At 59.5% G+C, this 14,540-nt stretch carries 19 protein-coding genes; 14 read left to right on the plus strand and 5 right to left on the minus strand.

The features are described 5' to 3' along the window. The first annotated feature begins 135 nt into the window (after positions 1-135). Together MWU54_RS09845 and MWU54_RS09850 are read left to right on the plus strand one after the other, a co-directional pair. Positions 136-708 (plus strand): NYN domain-containing protein, encoded by a 573-nt coding sequence (locus MWU54_RS09845; protein WP_247082680.1) that lies wholly within the window; start codon positions 136-138, stop codon positions 706-708. 24 nt (positions 709-732) lie between these two features. Next, entirely contained in the window at positions 733-1,170 is a 438-nt protein-coding gene (locus MWU54_RS09850) for a YqaA family protein (RefSeq protein ID WP_247082682.1), read from the plus strand. Here MWU54_RS09850 and MWU54_RS09855 read toward each other — a convergent pair. Further along, positions 1,151-2,380, minus strand: coding sequence for an MFS transporter (locus MWU54_RS09855; protein ID WP_247082683.1), 1,230 nt, complete (start codon positions 2,378-2,380; stop codon positions 1,151-1,153). The two genes, MWU54_RS09850 and MWU54_RS09855, sit on opposite strands and share 20 nt — an antisense overlap. 73 nt (positions 2,381-2,453) lie before the next feature. Next, complete coding sequence (locus MWU54_RS09860; protein ID WP_247082685.1) at positions 2,454-2,921, minus strand: c-type cytochrome; 468 nt, start codon at positions 2,919-2,921, stop codon at positions 2,454-2,456. Between the two features lie 133 nt (positions 2,922-3,054). Between MWU54_RS09860 and ispH the strand changes: the two genes are divergently transcribed. Next, a complete protein-coding gene (gene ispH / locus MWU54_RS09865; protein WP_247082687.1) occupies positions 3,055-4,005 on the plus strand; it encodes a 4-hydroxy-3-methylbut-2-enyl diphosphate reductase in 951 nt (316 codons plus the stop codon). A 48-nt stretch (positions 4,006-4,053) separates the two neighbouring features. On the opposite strand, the gene MWU54_RS09870 is transcribed toward ispH, so the two are convergent. After that, positions 4,054-6,192, minus strand: coding sequence for a DEAD/DEAH box helicase (locus MWU54_RS09870; protein WP_247082689.1), 2,139 nt, complete (start codon positions 6,190-6,192; stop codon positions 4,054-4,056). Positions 6,193-6,302: 110 nt separating this feature from the next. Here MWU54_RS09870 and MWU54_RS09875 point away from each other — a divergent pair, with 110 nt between their 5' ends. The 5 genes from MWU54_RS09875 to MWU54_RS09895 all read left to right on the plus strand — a co-directional run bounded on the left by MWU54_RS09875 (position 6,303) and on the right by MWU54_RS09895 (position 9,128). Then, positions 6,303-6,917: a LysE family translocator gene (locus MWU54_RS09875; RefSeq protein WP_247082691.1), complete on the plus strand. Its 615-nt coding sequence runs from the start codon at positions 6,303-6,305 to the stop codon at positions 6,915-6,917. A 97-nt stretch (positions 6,918-7,014) separates the two neighbouring features. Next, positions 7,015-7,467 (plus strand): DUF3429 domain-containing protein, encoded by a 453-nt coding sequence (locus MWU54_RS09880; protein WP_247082693.1) that lies wholly within the window; start codon positions 7,015-7,017, stop codon positions 7,465-7,467. Continuing rightward, on the plus strand, positions 7,464-8,054 hold the full coding sequence (locus MWU54_RS09885) for a class I SAM-dependent methyltransferase (RefSeq protein WP_247082695.1): 591 nt from the start codon (positions 7,464-7,466) through the stop codon (positions 8,052-8,054). Before MWU54_RS09880 ends, MWU54_RS09885 begins: the two co-directional genes overlap by 4 nt. Further along, positions 8,047-8,508: a ribonuclease HI gene (gene rnhA, locus MWU54_RS09890; RefSeq protein ID WP_247082697.1), complete on the plus strand. Its 462-nt coding sequence runs from the start codon at positions 8,047-8,049 to the stop codon at positions 8,506-8,508. The genes MWU54_RS09885 and rnhA overlap by 8 nt, the downstream gene beginning before the upstream one ends. Beyond that, positions 8,505-9,128 (plus strand): trimeric intracellular cation channel family protein, encoded by a 624-nt coding sequence (locus tag MWU54_RS09895; RefSeq protein WP_247082699.1) that lies wholly within the window; start codon positions 8,505-8,507, stop codon positions 9,126-9,128. Before rnhA ends, MWU54_RS09895 begins: the two co-directional genes overlap by 4 nt. Before the next feature lie 5 nt (positions 9,129-9,133). Here MWU54_RS09895 and MWU54_RS09900 read toward each other — a convergent pair whose 3' ends face one another. Continuing rightward, complete coding sequence (locus MWU54_RS09900) at positions 9,134-10,312, minus strand: PatB family C-S lyase (RefSeq protein WP_247082701.1); 1,179 nt, start codon at positions 10,310-10,312, stop codon at positions 9,134-9,136. A gap of 107 nt (positions 10,313-10,419) precedes the next feature. Between MWU54_RS09900 and def (MWU54_RS09905) the strand changes: the two genes are divergently transcribed. The 6 genes from def (MWU54_RS09905) to MWU54_RS09930 all read left to right on the plus strand — a co-directional run bounded on the left by def (MWU54_RS09905) (position 10,420) and on the right by MWU54_RS09930 (position 14,008). After that, positions 10,420-10,938, plus strand: a complete 519-nt coding sequence (gene def, locus MWU54_RS09905) for a peptide deformylase (protein ID WP_247082703.1) — start codon at positions 10,420-10,422, stop codon at positions 10,936-10,938. Next, positions 10,935-11,432, plus strand: a complete 498-nt coding sequence (gene def / locus MWU54_RS09910; RefSeq protein WP_247082705.1) for a peptide deformylase — start codon at positions 10,935-10,937, stop codon at positions 11,430-11,432. Before def (MWU54_RS09905) ends, def (MWU54_RS09910) begins: the two co-directional genes overlap by 4 nt. A gap of 2 nt (positions 11,433-11,434) precedes the next feature. Beyond that, positions 11,435-12,346: a methionyl-tRNA formyltransferase gene (gene fmt, locus MWU54_RS09915; protein WP_247082707.1), complete on the plus strand. Its 912-nt coding sequence runs from the start codon at positions 11,435-11,437 to the stop codon at positions 12,344-12,346. 7 nt (positions 12,347-12,353) lie between these two features. Continuing rightward, entirely contained in the window at positions 12,354-12,614 is a 261-nt protein-coding gene (locus tag MWU54_RS09920) for a hypothetical protein (protein WP_247082709.1), read from the plus strand. A 2-nt stretch (positions 12,615-12,616) separates the two neighbouring features. Then, positions 12,617-12,850 (plus strand): GlsB/YeaQ/YmgE family stress response membrane protein, encoded by a 234-nt coding sequence (locus tag MWU54_RS09925; RefSeq protein WP_247082711.1) that lies wholly within the window; start codon positions 12,617-12,619, stop codon positions 12,848-12,850. A gap of 168 nt (positions 12,851-13,018) precedes the next feature. Further along, positions 13,019-14,008 carry a glutathione S-transferase family protein gene (locus MWU54_RS09930; RefSeq protein ID WP_247082713.1) on the plus strand — a complete coding sequence of 330 codons (990 nt, stop codon included), beginning with the start codon at positions 13,019-13,021 and terminating at the stop codon, positions 14,006-14,008. 10 nt (positions 14,009-14,018) lie between these two features. Here MWU54_RS09930 and MWU54_RS09935 read toward each other — a convergent pair whose 3' ends face one another. Then, on the minus strand, positions 14,019-14,381 hold the full coding sequence (locus MWU54_RS09935; protein WP_247082715.1) for a response regulator: 363 nt from the start codon (positions 14,379-14,381) through the stop codon (positions 14,019-14,021). Positions 14,382-14,540 lie beyond the last annotated feature (159 nt).

Here is a 14,540-nt window from a genome sequence, read left to right on the forward strand (position 1 = left end):
GCCTGACCGGAAATTGCACCTTGAGATATCGATTCGAATCATTAAATCACGCGCTGTGTCTTGGCCATGAGGCTTCGGATTCTACCACTCCCGAAAGCCGGTCCACGTCGCAAATTTTTTTGAAAGGCTATATTCATGTTCTACAAAGACGAGCGTCTGGCGCTGTTTATTGACGGTTCCAACCTTTATGCCGCCGCGAAATCGCTTGGTTTTGACATCGATTACAAGCTGCTCCGGCAAGAGTTCGTGCGACGCGGCAAGTTGCTGCGCGCGTTCTACTACACCGCCCTGCTTGAGAACGATGAGTATTCACCGATCCGTCCGCTGGTGGATTGGCTGCATTACAACGGTTTCAACATGCGCACCAAGCCCGCAAAGGAATACACGGACAGCCAGGGGCGCCGGAAGGTCAAAGGCAACATGGACATCGAGCTTTGCGTCGATGCGATGGAACTGGCCGAGCATGTGGACCACATCGTATTGTTCTCTGGCGACGGCGATTTCCGGCCCTTAGTCGAAAGCCTGCAGCGCAAAGGTGTGCGTGTGTCGGTGGTGTCAACCATCCGAAGCCAGCCGCCGATGATTGCCGATGAGCTGCGCCGCCAGGCGGATAACTTCATCGAATTGGATGAGTTGCGGGATGTCGTCGGCCGTCCGCCACGTGACCCCATGCCAGAGCGCCAACCGGTTTCGGCCGAGCAATCCTGATTTTGACGGTGTGCCGTCTGGCTGATGTGGAGTGAGTTCCTCGCTCTAAGCGGGCTGTTTGTCGCTGCGTTTGGCGCGGCGACGATCCTGCCGTTTCAATCCGAGATCGTGTTCATCGCCCTTCAGGTGAAAGGCGAGATTTCGATTTATTGGATCGTGATCGTCGCCAGCATCGGAAACATCCTTGGGTCCGGCCTGAACTTTGCGCTGGGACGCTACATCGAACGGTTTCGCGGTCGACGCTGGTTTCCCGTGACGCAGGCGCAACTGGATCGTGCGCGGGCGTGGTATCAGAAATATGGTGTCTGGACGTTGCTGGTCAGCTGGATGCCGCTTGGTGATGCACTGACGATCATTGCCGGGGTCATGCGCACCAATATCTGGCTGTTTTTCCTGCTGGTCACGATTGCAAAAACCGTGCGCTATATCGCCGTGGCGTGGCTCACGGCGCAGGCGTTCTGACAAGATCCCGAGACGCGCGGCCAATGCCCCATGCCATGAGCAAGGTCACCACAACGAAATACGCGGCCACCCCTATAAACTGTGTTTCGATGCCGATACCCTGATCAATCAGAACGCCGGTGAGACCCGGCCCAATGGCAGAGCCCAGAACCATGACCGCCGTTACCATCGCCTTGATCGCACCGATATGTGCCGTGCCGTAGAACTCTGCCCAAAAGGCGTTTGGCAAGGTTGCATTCGCGCCGGACGTCATGCCCAGAAACACGAACCCCAGTGCAAGGCCCAGCGGGCTTTGCGCCACGGCAAACGTCAGGAACGCAAAGATCATCGGCACCTGAAAGAACGGCATCAAGGGGGCCGTGCCATAGCGGTCCAGCGCCCAACCGGCCGCGATCATGACGACAATCGTCAAAGCGGTGAAAATCGGAAAGAAGGAGACAAAGACCAAGTGCTCGACGTTCTTCACTTCGGCCAGATGCACCTGATGGAAAAAGAATGCGGTGTTGAACGCGGACGGCCCTAGGATCGCGGGCACCATGCACCAGAACAAGGGATGTCTGAGCGCCTCCGACCTGACCCAATGCCGCCCTTGCATTCCAACCGAAACATCCGTTTCGGCCAGCGACGCGGGCGTGCGTTCCTGTGCCAACAGAAGGGCAATCACCGGGATCGAGGCCAGGCAGACACAAGCTGCAATGATCCAAAGCGATTGCCAGGCCATCACCGTCATGGCGGCCACGACGACAAGCGGCAAGAAGGCTTCGCCCATGGCAAATCCGAACGACGCAATGGAAAGCGCGCGGCCCCGTGTGGCGATGAACCACCGCGCCATTGCGACCACAGCGATGTGCGACAGCATGCCCTGACCAAAAAACCGCAGCGCAAAGACAATCACGGGCAGCATCCAAACCCACGGATTTATCGCCATGGCGATACTGGCACATGCCAACCCCGCCAGAACAGCTGGACCCAATACGCGCACGCGGTATCGGTCAGTCAACGCGCCGGCCCACACCATCACCAGCGCAGAGGCCATGGTCCCCAGCATGTAGATGCCGCCCCATTCTCCGTGGCTGAGCCCATGGGCGAGGCGTATTTCCCCGGCAAACAGCGAGATAAAGTACGTCTGTCCTGCGCCCGACAGGAATGTGAGCAACATGCCCGTTGTCAGAAACGGGGCATTGTCACGAAGATAAGACGTCAGGCGCATTTGCGTGCCATGCCCGTCCGCTCGCCAACTGACAAGGCGAAATGAGGAATGCCTGTTCGGCAAACGGCCTGCGCTATGGCTGCTTGCGGGCGTTGATGTCGTTGTGGATCTGCTGAATCTCGGCGGGCCAGGTGCTTTTGATATAGCCAAGTATGCTTGCGATTTCGGCGTCGCTCAGGAGGTCAGCATAGCCTTGCATGTTGGATTTGTAGGACCCGCCGACGATCGCCTCGGTCCCATCGCGCACGATCCGCATCAGAAGCGCATCATCGTGATGCCAGGTGTGCCCGGACGCATCATGCGGCGGGGCGGGAAGAAAGCCGTCTGCATCGCGCAGTTTCCAATCGGGCTGACCTTCGAGGTTTTCACCATGACAACTGGCGCAATAGCTTTGGTAAAGGGCCGCGCCCTCTGCAATGCGGTCGCTATCGGTATAGGGAAGGGTCGCGTTGCTGCCGTGCGCGGTCCATCCGGAGGCAACCACGAACACAGCCCCTAAGGCGAACGAGGCGAGCATGCTGATAGCGATGGTTTTGCGCATTGTGCGATCCTTTGGATTTAGGCCTTTTCGCCCTCTTCCTGCGCTGGAAGGTCAAGTCACGGTTTGGTGAAGTGTCATTCTTCTGGAAGATGCCGCTGCAAGGCTTTAGGTCTTGGGCAAGATGGAGACAGATATGACGAAACCACCGCTTTCCCTGTATCTTGCGGCCCCGCGTGGGTTTTGTGCGGGTGTGGACCGCGCGATCAAAATCGTTGAGATGGCGCTCGAAAAATGGGGGGCTCCGGTCTATGTGCGCCACGAAATCGTGCACAACAAATACGTGGTCGACGGGTTGCGCGACAAAGGGGCGGTGTTTGTCGAGGAACTGGACGACTGCCCCGATGACCGCCCGGTCATCTTCTCAGCGCATGGGGTGCCCAAAGCAGTGCCCGCCGCGGCCGCCAAGCGCGAGATGATCTACGTCGACGCCACCTGCCCATTGGTGAGCAAGGTGCATATCGAAGCGGCGCGGCACCACGACAACGGTTTGCAGATGGTCATGATCGGCCATGAAGGCCATCCCGAAACAGTTGGGACCATGGGCCAATTGCCCGATGGCGAAGTGCTTTTGGTCGAGACGGTTGAGGACGTGGCACATGTCAATGTGCGCGACCCGGACAAGCTGGCCTTTGTCACGCAGACAACGCTGTCCGTGGATGACACAATCGATATCGTAGCCGCGCTCAAAGCGCGGTTTCCGTCCATCGTCGGCCCGCACAAGGAAGACATTTGCTACGCCACGACCAACCGGCAGGAAGCGGTCAAGGCGATGGCCCCGAAATGTGATGCGATGCTTGTTGTCGGAGCGCCCAATTCTTCCAATTCCAAGCGGTTGGTCGAAGTCGGCAGCAAAGCCGGGTGCTCCTATTCGCAGCTTGTGCAGCGTGCTGCGGATATCGACTGGCGCGCGTTGGATGGGATTTCTTCGATCGGCATCACCGCAGGGGCAAGTGCCCCTGAAGAGCTGATCAATGAGGTGATCGATGCGTTCCGGGACAGATTCGATGTCACGATGGAGATTGTCGAGACCGCCGTCGAAAATGTCGAATTCAAGGTGCCCCGGGTGCTGCGGGAAACCGCCTGAACGCTAAGATGCCGGGTGCGTGTTCCCAAGCACCGCGTGCTTCTGCAGTCAGCGCTTCCCGCCGGGTTTCCCGCCAAACTTGCCGCCCGGTTTGCCCGACGGTTTGCCTTTGAACTTACCACCGGGTTTCGAGGCCCCGGCACGCGGTTTGCGCATGCTCTGGGATGGATCCGTGGCAGCTGCGCGGCGCGCGATGTTTTTCTTGCTGTCAGGTTTGCCTTCGGGTGGAGGCGGGCCTTTGGGCTTGCTGCCCTTGCCTTTGTAGCCCGTGACGGAACCGTCACGATCCCTGCGGGGCGGGCGCTCTCCGTCTGATTTACCCTCGTAGGGTTTGCGATCGCGCGTTGGGGCACCTGGCTTCCCGCCGGGTTTGCCAGCCGGTTTGCGGTCCGCCGGTTTCGGCTTTCTGACCCGGGGCGCGGGCGCATCGTTCCAGTCAATCGGCGCGGCATCGTGCGCCTTGGCCTTGGCCGGGGCATCCGTCGAGTGGGCTGCGGACCGGTCCGGTTGCTTGTCGTCAGAGCGTGGTGTCCGTTCTGGCTTTGGGCCATCGCGGTATGGCTTCCGATCCGGCTTTGGCCCCCGGTTGCCACCGGGGCGCGCACCACCGCGCTCGAACTCCGGCGCTTTGTCGAGCTTGGTCAGGGTAACGCCTTTTTCCAACTCCATCCCCGGACCAACGGCGTTCAGGAACCGCGCGACAGAAGATTCCTTGATTTGCACCAGGGAATGATCCTGCTGAATGCGGATCGCCCCGATGTCGTCCTTGTCCAGATCGCCTGCGCCACAGACCATGGGCAGGATGCGGCGCGGTTCCGCATCGGCGGCGCGGCCGCCTGACACAGCGAACCAGACGCTTGCGCCAAACTCTTCGCGCTTGGCGGGCTTGGCCTTGGGATCAGACAATTCTTCAGGGGCGGTATGTTGTTCGCGGAACATCCGAACGTAGGCGGCGGCCACCTGTTCCGGGGTCTTTTCGGCGACCAGACGGGCAACGACGCTTGCCTCGGAATCACTGACCGGTGTGTCCCACTCCGGATCGGCAAACATGCGATCTTCATCGCGGGCAAGAACTTCGTCGGCGGACGGGGCAGGGCCCCAATCGGATTTAAGCTTGGCCATGCCAAGAATACGCTCGGCTTTCTTGCGGACCTTTGGTGTCACGATCAGAGCCGACACGCCTTTGCGCCCGGCGCGGCCCGTCCGGCCAGAGCGGTGCAGCAGGGTTTCGTGGTTCGACGGCAGTTCGGCGTGGACCACCAGATCGAGATTAGGAAGGTCGATGCCGCGTGCCGCTACGTCCGTTGCCACACAGACCTGCGCGCGCCCATCGCGCATCGCTTGCAGCGCGTGTGTGCGCTCAGACTGGGACAATTCACCGGACAGCGCCACCACCTGAAACCCCCGATTGGACAGGCGGGTTGTCAGTCGGTTCACCATCGCGCGCGTGTTGGCAAAAACGATGGCGTTTGGCGCTTCATAGAAACGCAGGGTGTTGATCACGGCATTGTCCGTGTCGCGATCCGCAACCTGCATCGCGCGGTACGTGATGTCGGCGTGTTGGCTGGTCTCGGATTTCGTCACCACGCGCACGGCGTCGCGCTGATAGCTTTTCGCAAGATTGACGATCATCTTTGGAACAGTGGCCGAGAACAGCAGCGTCTGGCGATCTTCGGGCGCTTCGCCAAGGATGAATTCAAGGTCTTCGCGGAAGCCAAGGTCCAGCATCTCGTCCGCTTCGTCCAGCACCACCGCGCGGCACTGCGACAAGTCGATGGACCCACGCATGATATGGTCGCGCAAGCGTCCCGGTGTGGCGACAACGATATGCGCTCCGCGTGCCAAGGCGCGCCGTTCGTCGCGCATGTCCATGCCGCCCACGGTCGACGCCATCACGACGCCCGCCTGCGCGTAAAGCCAGGCCAGTTCGCGTTTCACCTGCAACGCAAGTTCCCGTGTTGGCGCGATGACCAGGGCCAGCGGCGCATCAGCGGCTGAAAATGCTTCGGCATCACCCATGATGGTTGGTGCGATGGCCAGACCAAATCCGAGGGTCTTGCCGGACCCGGTTTGCGCAGACACCAGAAGGTCAGCCCCTTCAAGGTCGGGGTTCAGAACCGCCTCTTGTACGGGGGTAAGCGTGTCATATCCGCGGGCATCGAGCGCGGTTTGCAAAGCGTGTTTCACGGAGGTCAGTCTTTCATCGAACAAAAAGGCGGCAGCGCCAAAGCGCGTGACCTAGATCAATCCGCCGCGAATGTATAGCGTCATGGGCGCGCATCCATGAAAGGTCTGCCATGTTGTCTCTGCAATTCCTGCTTACCGCGTTTGTTGTTGTCATCGCTCCGGGAACCGGCGTGATCTACACGCTGGCGATTGGGCTGGGACAGGGGCGTTGGCCATCCATCTGGGCTGCGTTTGGGTGTACAATCGGGATCGTTCCACACCTGTTGGCGGCAACGCTTGGTCTGGCCGCCGTGCTGCATACATCTGCGGTGCTGTTCAATGTCGTGAAATTTGCGGGTGTGGCGTATCTCTTGTGGCTGGCCTACCAGGCGCTGCGATCCGGCGGCGCGCTGGCCGTGTCCGCCGAACGGACTGCCGAAGCGGGTTTGCGCATCGCGCGTCGGGGTGCGTTGATCAACATCTTGAACCCGAAATTGTCGATTTTCTTTCTTGCGCTGTTGCCCCCGTTCCTGAGCGGCAATCCCGCCACGGTAACAGCCGAAATGGTACTCATGGGGGCTGTCTTTATGGCGATGACCTTTGGCGTCTTCGTGATGTACGGCGTGTTTGCTGCGGCGGCGCGGACGTGGTTGCTGGGCAGTGAACGCGTGATGCTGTGGTTGAACCGGTCATTTGCCGGGATCTTTGCCGCGCTGGCCGGACGACTGGCGCTTGAAAGAGCGTAGGCGCTGACGCTCGCGCCGGAATGAAGCCTTGGTCTTGATCCGGCGCTGTGATGCGACATAACCCAAGCTGACAGAGGCAGAAAAGGCAGCCCGTTCCATGATCTCAATTCCCCGATCCGCCCTGATCCTTGGCCTTGCTGGTGTGATCCCGTTTGCGTGGGGGGCGTTTACGCTTTTGTCCGATGCTGCCGCGCAATGGGGGCTGGATACGCTTGGTCCGCGCTTTATCGGTCCTTATGTCCAACTGTCCTACGGGATGGTGATTCTAAGCTTCATGTCCGGCGTGCTGTGGGGCTTTTCGACCAAAGCTGAAGGCGGGCAGGCGGCAACAGGGTACGCGTTGTCCGTCATTCCAGCGCTTTGGGCGTTTTTCATGACCGGCGGCGGGCCGGTGTCAGCCGGGACCAATCTGATTTTCGGATTTATTGGACTGTTGGGTCTGGACTACGCCTTCTGGAAATGGGGGCTTGCGCCGGTTTGGTGGATGCAGCTTCGGGTTCTTCTGACATCCCTTGTCGTCTTGTGCCTGAGTGTTGTGGTGTTCTTGTGACGGATCGTCAAACCATTGATGTCTATAACCAGCGTGCTGATGAGTATGATCAGCTCGACATGTCGGATACCCCCAGTGACGCTTTGGCCGGGTTTATCGCCAAGCTGCCCGCTGCCGCGCATGTGCTTGACCTTGGCTGTGGCCCGGGAACGTCATCGCGGCACATGGCGCGGGCCGGGTTGCGTGTGGACGCGATGGATGCGTCGCCTGAAATGGTTGCCCTGGCCTCTCGGATCGACGGCGTTTCTGCGCGCGTGGGCAGTTTTGACGATCTGGATGCGCAGGGCGTCTATGATGGCATCTGGGCCAATTTCAGCCTGTTGCACGCGTCCAAATCGGACATGCCGCGCCACCTTGCCGCGGTCCATACCGCGTTGACGCCAAAGGGCGTGTTTCACGTCGCGGTCAAGGAAGGCACCGGAGACGCGCGCGACCGGCTGGGACGATACTACGCCTATTACACCGTGTCCGAGATGACCGATTTGCTGAACCAGCAGGGGTTCCGTGTCGGGGATTTGCGGCAGGGCACGGATCGGGGTCTTGACGGCAGCATGGCTGCGTGGTTCTCCGTGCTCGCATATGCCTGATTTATTTGCCTACACAGACGGAGCATGTTCCGGAAACCCCGGCCCCGGCGGCTGGGGTGTTTTGTTGCAAGCCAAAGAGGGCGACACGGTCGTCAAGGAACGCACCCTGTCCGGGGGCGAGGCGAACACCACCAACAACCGCATGGAATTGCTGGCGGCAATCACCGCGCTGGAAACGCTGGAACGTCCGTCAACGCTGACCATCATCACCGACAGCGCTTATGTCAAAAATGGTGTGACGGGGTGGATCCATGGCTGGAAACGCAATGGCTGGAAAACCGCGAACAAGAAGCCTGTCAAAAACGTGGAACTCTGGCAAAGGCTGGACGAGGCGCAGGCGCGCCACGATGTGACGTGGGAATGGGTCAAGGGCCATGCCGGTCATCCCGAGAATGAACGCGCCGATGAACTCGCGCGCGACGGAATGAAACCCTACAAGCCGTCCGCGAAATGACGCTGATCGCGCTGCTCGATCACGCAGCGGTGCTGGTGTTTGCCCTGACCGGGGCCTTAGTCGCCAGCCGGGCACAGCTTGATATCATCGGGTTTGCGTTTTTGGCCATTCTCACCGGAGTTGGTGGGGGCACGGTGCGGGACGTGATCCTTGACCGGAACCCGGTGTTTTGGCTGTCGAATCCAACCTATCTGGGGATTGCGCTGGGTGCCGCGTTCATCGTGTTCTTTACAGCGCATCTGATTGAAAGCCGCTACCGCGTGATGCTGTGGCTGGATGCGGCCGCATTGGCCTTTGCCGTTGCCGCGGGCGCACGCATCGCGGCCAATCTGGATCAGAGCCTGACGATCATCGTGGTCATGGGCACGTTGACCGGCTGTCTGGGTGGGCTGATGCGCGATGTGGTGGCCAACGAGGTGCCGCTGGTCCTCAAGCAAGGCGAGCTTTATGTCACCTGCGCGGTTGCGGGCGCGGCGGTGGTTGCGGTGGCCCCGCTTCTTGGGGCCAATCAGCTGATCACTGTTTTGATCTCTGGCGGGGCGACATTTGCGTTGCGGGCGGGGTCCATTGCGCTGGGCTGGAAACTGCCGGTCTACAAATCGCGCCCGCCAAAGGTCTGAACGACTTACTGAAGATCCGAGAATGCGGCCTGCAGGCGGCCCACGGCGTCGTCTACGCGGTACCGTTGCGTGGCAAGGTTAAAGCGCATGAACGTTTCACCACCGGGGCCAAAATCCGGGCCTGCGCTGGGGGCGATGCGCGCGTCTTTGCGAATGCGGCGGCTGACCTCTTCGAAGTCCATTCCGGTGCCCGAGAAATCCACCCAGGCCAGATAGGTGGACGCCAATGGCAAAGACCGCACGCCGGGGATGGCGTTCACCCCGTCATCAAACGCCGTCTTGTTGCCCATAAGATGCGCGATCTGGGCGTCGACCCAGTCTGCGCCTTCGGGGGAATAGGCGGCGGTAACCATTTTCAGGCCAAGGGCGTTAGCCGAATAGTCGAGCGACCGCAGCCTTTGTGCCATCGCGTCCCGCAGGGTTGGATCAGGGATGATCATATTGCCGGTTTTCATGCCCGCGATGTTGAAGGTTTTGGACGATGCGGTGAGCACCACCAGCCGGTTGCGCAGATGGGGCGCGGCCACATCCATCGGGGTGAAAGTATTGCCCGGATAAATAAAGTCATGGTGGATTTCGTCCGAGACGACGATCAGGTTATTGCGTTCGGCAAACTCGGCCACTTGGCGCAATTCATCGGCTGACCAGATGCGGCCCGACGGGTTTTGCGGCGAACAGAAGATCAGGAGCTTTTCGGTCCCGTCCAGCAAATCCTGCGCTGCATCAAGATCGAGGTTGTAGATGTCGCCGTCGCGCCCAAGCGGACATTGCACGGGGATCCGACCGGATTTCCGGATTTTCATTTCAAATTCGTGATACACCGGGTTGAAAGTGACGATGCGATCCCCCGGCTGCGTCCAGACGTCGATACAAAACGCAATCGCGTTGCCCAATCCCTGCGCCGTCAGGATCCAGTCGGTGTCAATATCCCAGCCATGCCGTTCTTTCATCCACCATTGTATGGCGGCGTTGTATTTGGAGAAGTCGGTGAAATACCCGAAAAGGCCATGGTCGATCTCGTCTTGCAGAGCTTTCAGAACGCAAGGGGCGGTCGGATAATCGCTGTCCGCGGTCCACATCGCGAGCCCGTCTTCCATGGGGACGTCAAATTTGCTTTCCAGAAGGTCCCATTTAGAGCTGTTTCGACCACGTCGGTCGGTTGGCTGATTGAAAAGGTCACGCATACAAGACTCCAACACAGGCATGTTTTTTTCGGGACGCTAGCGATCTGACCGGCGGGTGCAAGACCCTGTCACTTGCTCTTGCGACCTGGATTGCCTAGATCATCGGCATGAAACTCCCGATCCTCCTCCACCCCGACCCGCGGCTTAAGAAATCCTGTGAAGCCGTGCCCGATATCAGCGATGAATTGCGCGTATTGGCGGACAACATGCTGGAGACAATGTATGATGCGCCGGGCATCGGTTTGGCCGCTCCGCAGGTGGGTGTTCTGTCCCGTCTGATCGTTTTGGATTGCGAGACGGGTGACGACGCAAAGCCGCGTCCGATGGCAATGTTCAACCCCGAGATCCTGGCGTCGTCGGATGATCTGAACGTCTACGAAGAAGGCTGTTTGTCCCTGCCGGACCAGTTTGCGGATGTGACACGGCCCGAGGCGGTTAAGGTGGCGTGGCTCGACCGCGACGGGAACCCGCAGGAAGCCGAGTTTGACGGGTTGTGGGCGACGTGTCTGCAGCACGAAATTGATCATCTGAACGGAAAACTGTTCATTGATTACCTGAAGCCGCTGAAGCGTCAGCTGATCACCCGCAAGATGGTCAAGATGAAGCGGGAACTGGCGCGCGCATGACGGCGCGCCTGTGCTTGCCCTGGCCCAACAAGTGCCTGCGAACCGTGGCAGCGCCGGTTGTCGCGATCACCGACGACGTGCGCGCGATTTGGCAGGATATGATCGACACGATGGAGGCGATGCCGGGCGTTGGACTGGCCGCCAATCAGATTGGTGTTCTGCAACGTCTTGCCGTTGTGGATGCGTCGGAAGACCGGGGTCGCGTTGTCCGGATGGCAAACCCCGAAGTCCTGCATGCCTCGGTCCAGTTGCGGGCGCACGACGAAGCCAGCCCCAATCTGCCGGGTGTCTTCGCCAAGATCGAGCGTCCGCGTGCAGTGACTGTGCGGTTTCTTGGAGAAGACGGCGAAATGCACGAACGTGATTTTGTGGGTCTGTGGGCCACGTCGGTGCAACACCAGATCGACCACCTGAATGGCAAGATGTATTTCGATCATCTGAGCAAGACAAAGCGGGACATCCTGCTGCGGCGGGCCAAAAAGCTGAAAGGCTAGCGATGCGCATCATCTTTATGGGCACCCCGGAGTTTTCGGTTCCGGTTCTCGACGCGCTTGTAGACGCCGGTCACGAGATCGCCGCTGTCTATTGCCAGCCCCCAAGGCGCGCCGGTCGTGGTAAGAAAGAACGCCTGACGCCGGTGCACGCCCGTGCGGACGCATTGGGGCTTGAGATTCGGCATCTCGTATCCTTGCGAAGCGAAGAGGCGGTTGCAGCCTTTGCGGCGCTCCAGGCAGATGTTGCGGTTGTCGTGGCGTACGGGTTGATCCTGCCGCAAGCGATCCTTGATGCGCCTGACCATGGGTGCCTGAACATCCACGCATCTTTGTTGCCCCGTTGGCGTGGAGCGGCTCCGATCCATCGGGCGATCCTTGCGGGCGATCCGGAAACCGGCGTGTGCATCATGCAGATGGAGGCGGGCCTCGACACCGGGCCGGTCTTGCTACGAGAGACCACAGCGATTGGTCCAACCGAGACAACCGGTGCGCTGCGTGATCGGTTGAGCGATATGGGCGCGCGTCTGATCGTTCAGGCGTTGAACCAGATCGACACGCTTGTGCCAGACCCGCAGCCGGTCGCTGGCGTGACCTATGCCGAAAAGATCGACAAGTCCGAAGCGCGGATTGACTGGACGCAGGATGCAGCTGTCGTGGACCGGCAGATCCGGGGCCTGTCGCCTTTTCCGGGCGCGTGGACCGAACTGGGCGGTGAGCGGCTGAAACTGTTGCAAAGCCATGTGGCAGATGCGCAGGGCGATGCCGGAACCGCGCTGGATGACCGCTTCACCATTGCTTGCGGCACAGGAGCCGTTACCATCCTGAAGGCGCAGCGTGCGGGCAAGGCAGCTCAGGACGCGGAAACGTTTCTGCGGGGGATCGCGATCCCTGCCGGAGCACGGTTCGGGGAGTAGCGGATACATGTTTATGGTCTTGATGGGCACGGTGATCATCGCAGGCATCGTCGGGTATGTGTCCGAACGCAGCGGTTTTACCAATAATGGGATTTTGCAAAGCATCATTATCTGCGTGGGCGGCGCGTTCCTTGCGTATTTCGTGCGGATCATGTTCGGGATCGGGTTCAGTTCTCCGGGGATGAACGCCATCGCGTCGTCGCTTGGTGCGCTGATTATCGTGCCCACGCATTGGCGCAGCACGGTCCGTGATCGTCGGAGGCGTTAAAGATGTCGATTTTACTCTTGCTCGTTGTCGGGGCCGCCGCCGGATTTCTGGCAACGCGTGTGATGCGGGTGGAAATGAATACTCTGGCCACCGTCATGGTGGGCGTCGCTGGTGCATTGATCGGCGGCATGGTGATCCGCCTGTTGCTGGCGGCCACCGGGGCCGTCGCGGGGATCGTCGGCGCTTTGCTTGGCGCGATGATTGTCATCTGGGTGGTGCAAAAGCTGCGATCCTGACAGGTTAGTCCGTCGACACCTGCCGTGAGTGCTGCGCCTTTTTGCACAATATGCCGTGCCTCTCTTGCGCTCTGTGCGAATAACCACAACGCTCTGCGCGGCTGTGCGTGTTTTGCGGGCGGCTCATACGCTCTATATCAGGTTCAACAATGGTTGAGGAGTGGACGGATGGGACTTCTGGTAGACGGCGAATGGCGTGATCAATGGTACGATACCAAGAGCACGGGTGGTGCGTTCAAACGCACCGAAGCGAAATTCCGCAATTGGATCACCGCCGATGGTAAAGCCGGGCCAAGTGGCGAAGGCGGATTTCAGGCCGAAAGCGGACGGTACCATCTGTATGTCAGCCTTGCGTGCCCATGGGCGCACCGCACCCTGATCTTTCGTGCCCTGAAAGGCCTGGAGCCGCATATCTCTGTGTCCACCGTGCATCCGGATATGCTGGGGGATGGCTGGACCTTTGACGACAGCTATCCCGGCGCAACCGGCGACACGCTGTACGGCCTGCCCTTTGCCCGCGACATCTATCTCAAGGCTGCTCCGGATATGACAGGGCGCGTCACCGTACCGATCCTGTGGGACAAACAGCGCGAGACGATTGTGTCCAACGAAAGCTCTGAGATCATTCGGATGTTCAATTCGGCGTTCGATGGCATCACGGGCAACACGGATGACTACTGGCCCATCACGATGCGGGACGAGATCGAAGAGGTGAATGCCCGCATCTATGACACCGTGAACAACGGCGTCTACAAATCCGGTTTCGCGACCACGCAAAAGGCCTATGACGCCGCAGTGGTGCCGCTCTTCGACAGTCTGGACTGGCTGGAGGATCGTCTGTCACGCAATCGCTATCTGATGGGCGACAAGATCACCGAGGCGGATTGGCGACTGTTCACCACGCTTGTTCGATTTGACCCGGTCTATCACCTGCATTTCAAGTGCAACCGCCGCCGAATTACCGACTACCCGAACCTGTGGGCCTACACGCGCGAACTGTACCAGCAACCGGGGGTGGCGGGGACGGTCAATTTTGACCACATCGTTCGGCACTATCACTACAGCCACGACACGATCAATCCGCACCGGATCCTGCCGATCAATCCGATCCTGGATTTCGATGCGCCGCACGGGCGTGACCAGATGAAGGCGGCTTGACGGCCAGCGATCACGCGCTTTTGGCGTAGTGTTCGACCATCGCGGTGAGATCTTCCGGTTCCGTGGCTGCAGGTACAAAGGCACAGGCATTTGCGCAAAGCTGGAAGATCGATCCGTCGGAAAAAAAGCCGCTATTGGTTACAAAGATGATCTTGGCGGTTGGGTGGCGGTAGCTGGCGTAATCGGCAACGGCGATCGCGCTGCCATCGTGCAGCACAACGTCCAGTATGATGATCGGATAGAATTGGTCCGACAGCCGTTCGATCGCGACATCCTGATCCAGAGCGATCTCGGCCTCGTGGCCGTGACGCAGCAGATGGCGCTGCCATATCTGGCCAAGGGACGGGTTGTTCTGGACAATCAATACATGCATGAACGTGTTACAGTTTATTCGCTGCGTGAAGCTTACCTTCAGATTCCACCAAGATATCATAATAAAGGGTTAACGCCGGCGTAAGCTTTATGTCCGACACGCAGAAGTGAGCGGAACATAGCCGACCGTGATGGCTATTTGCACGCAACTGTCTGATAG

Source organism: Marivita sp. S6314, from assembly GCF_023015985.1.
Classification (GTDB): Bacteria; Pseudomonadota; Alphaproteobacteria; order Rhodobacterales; family Rhodobacteraceae; genus Marivita.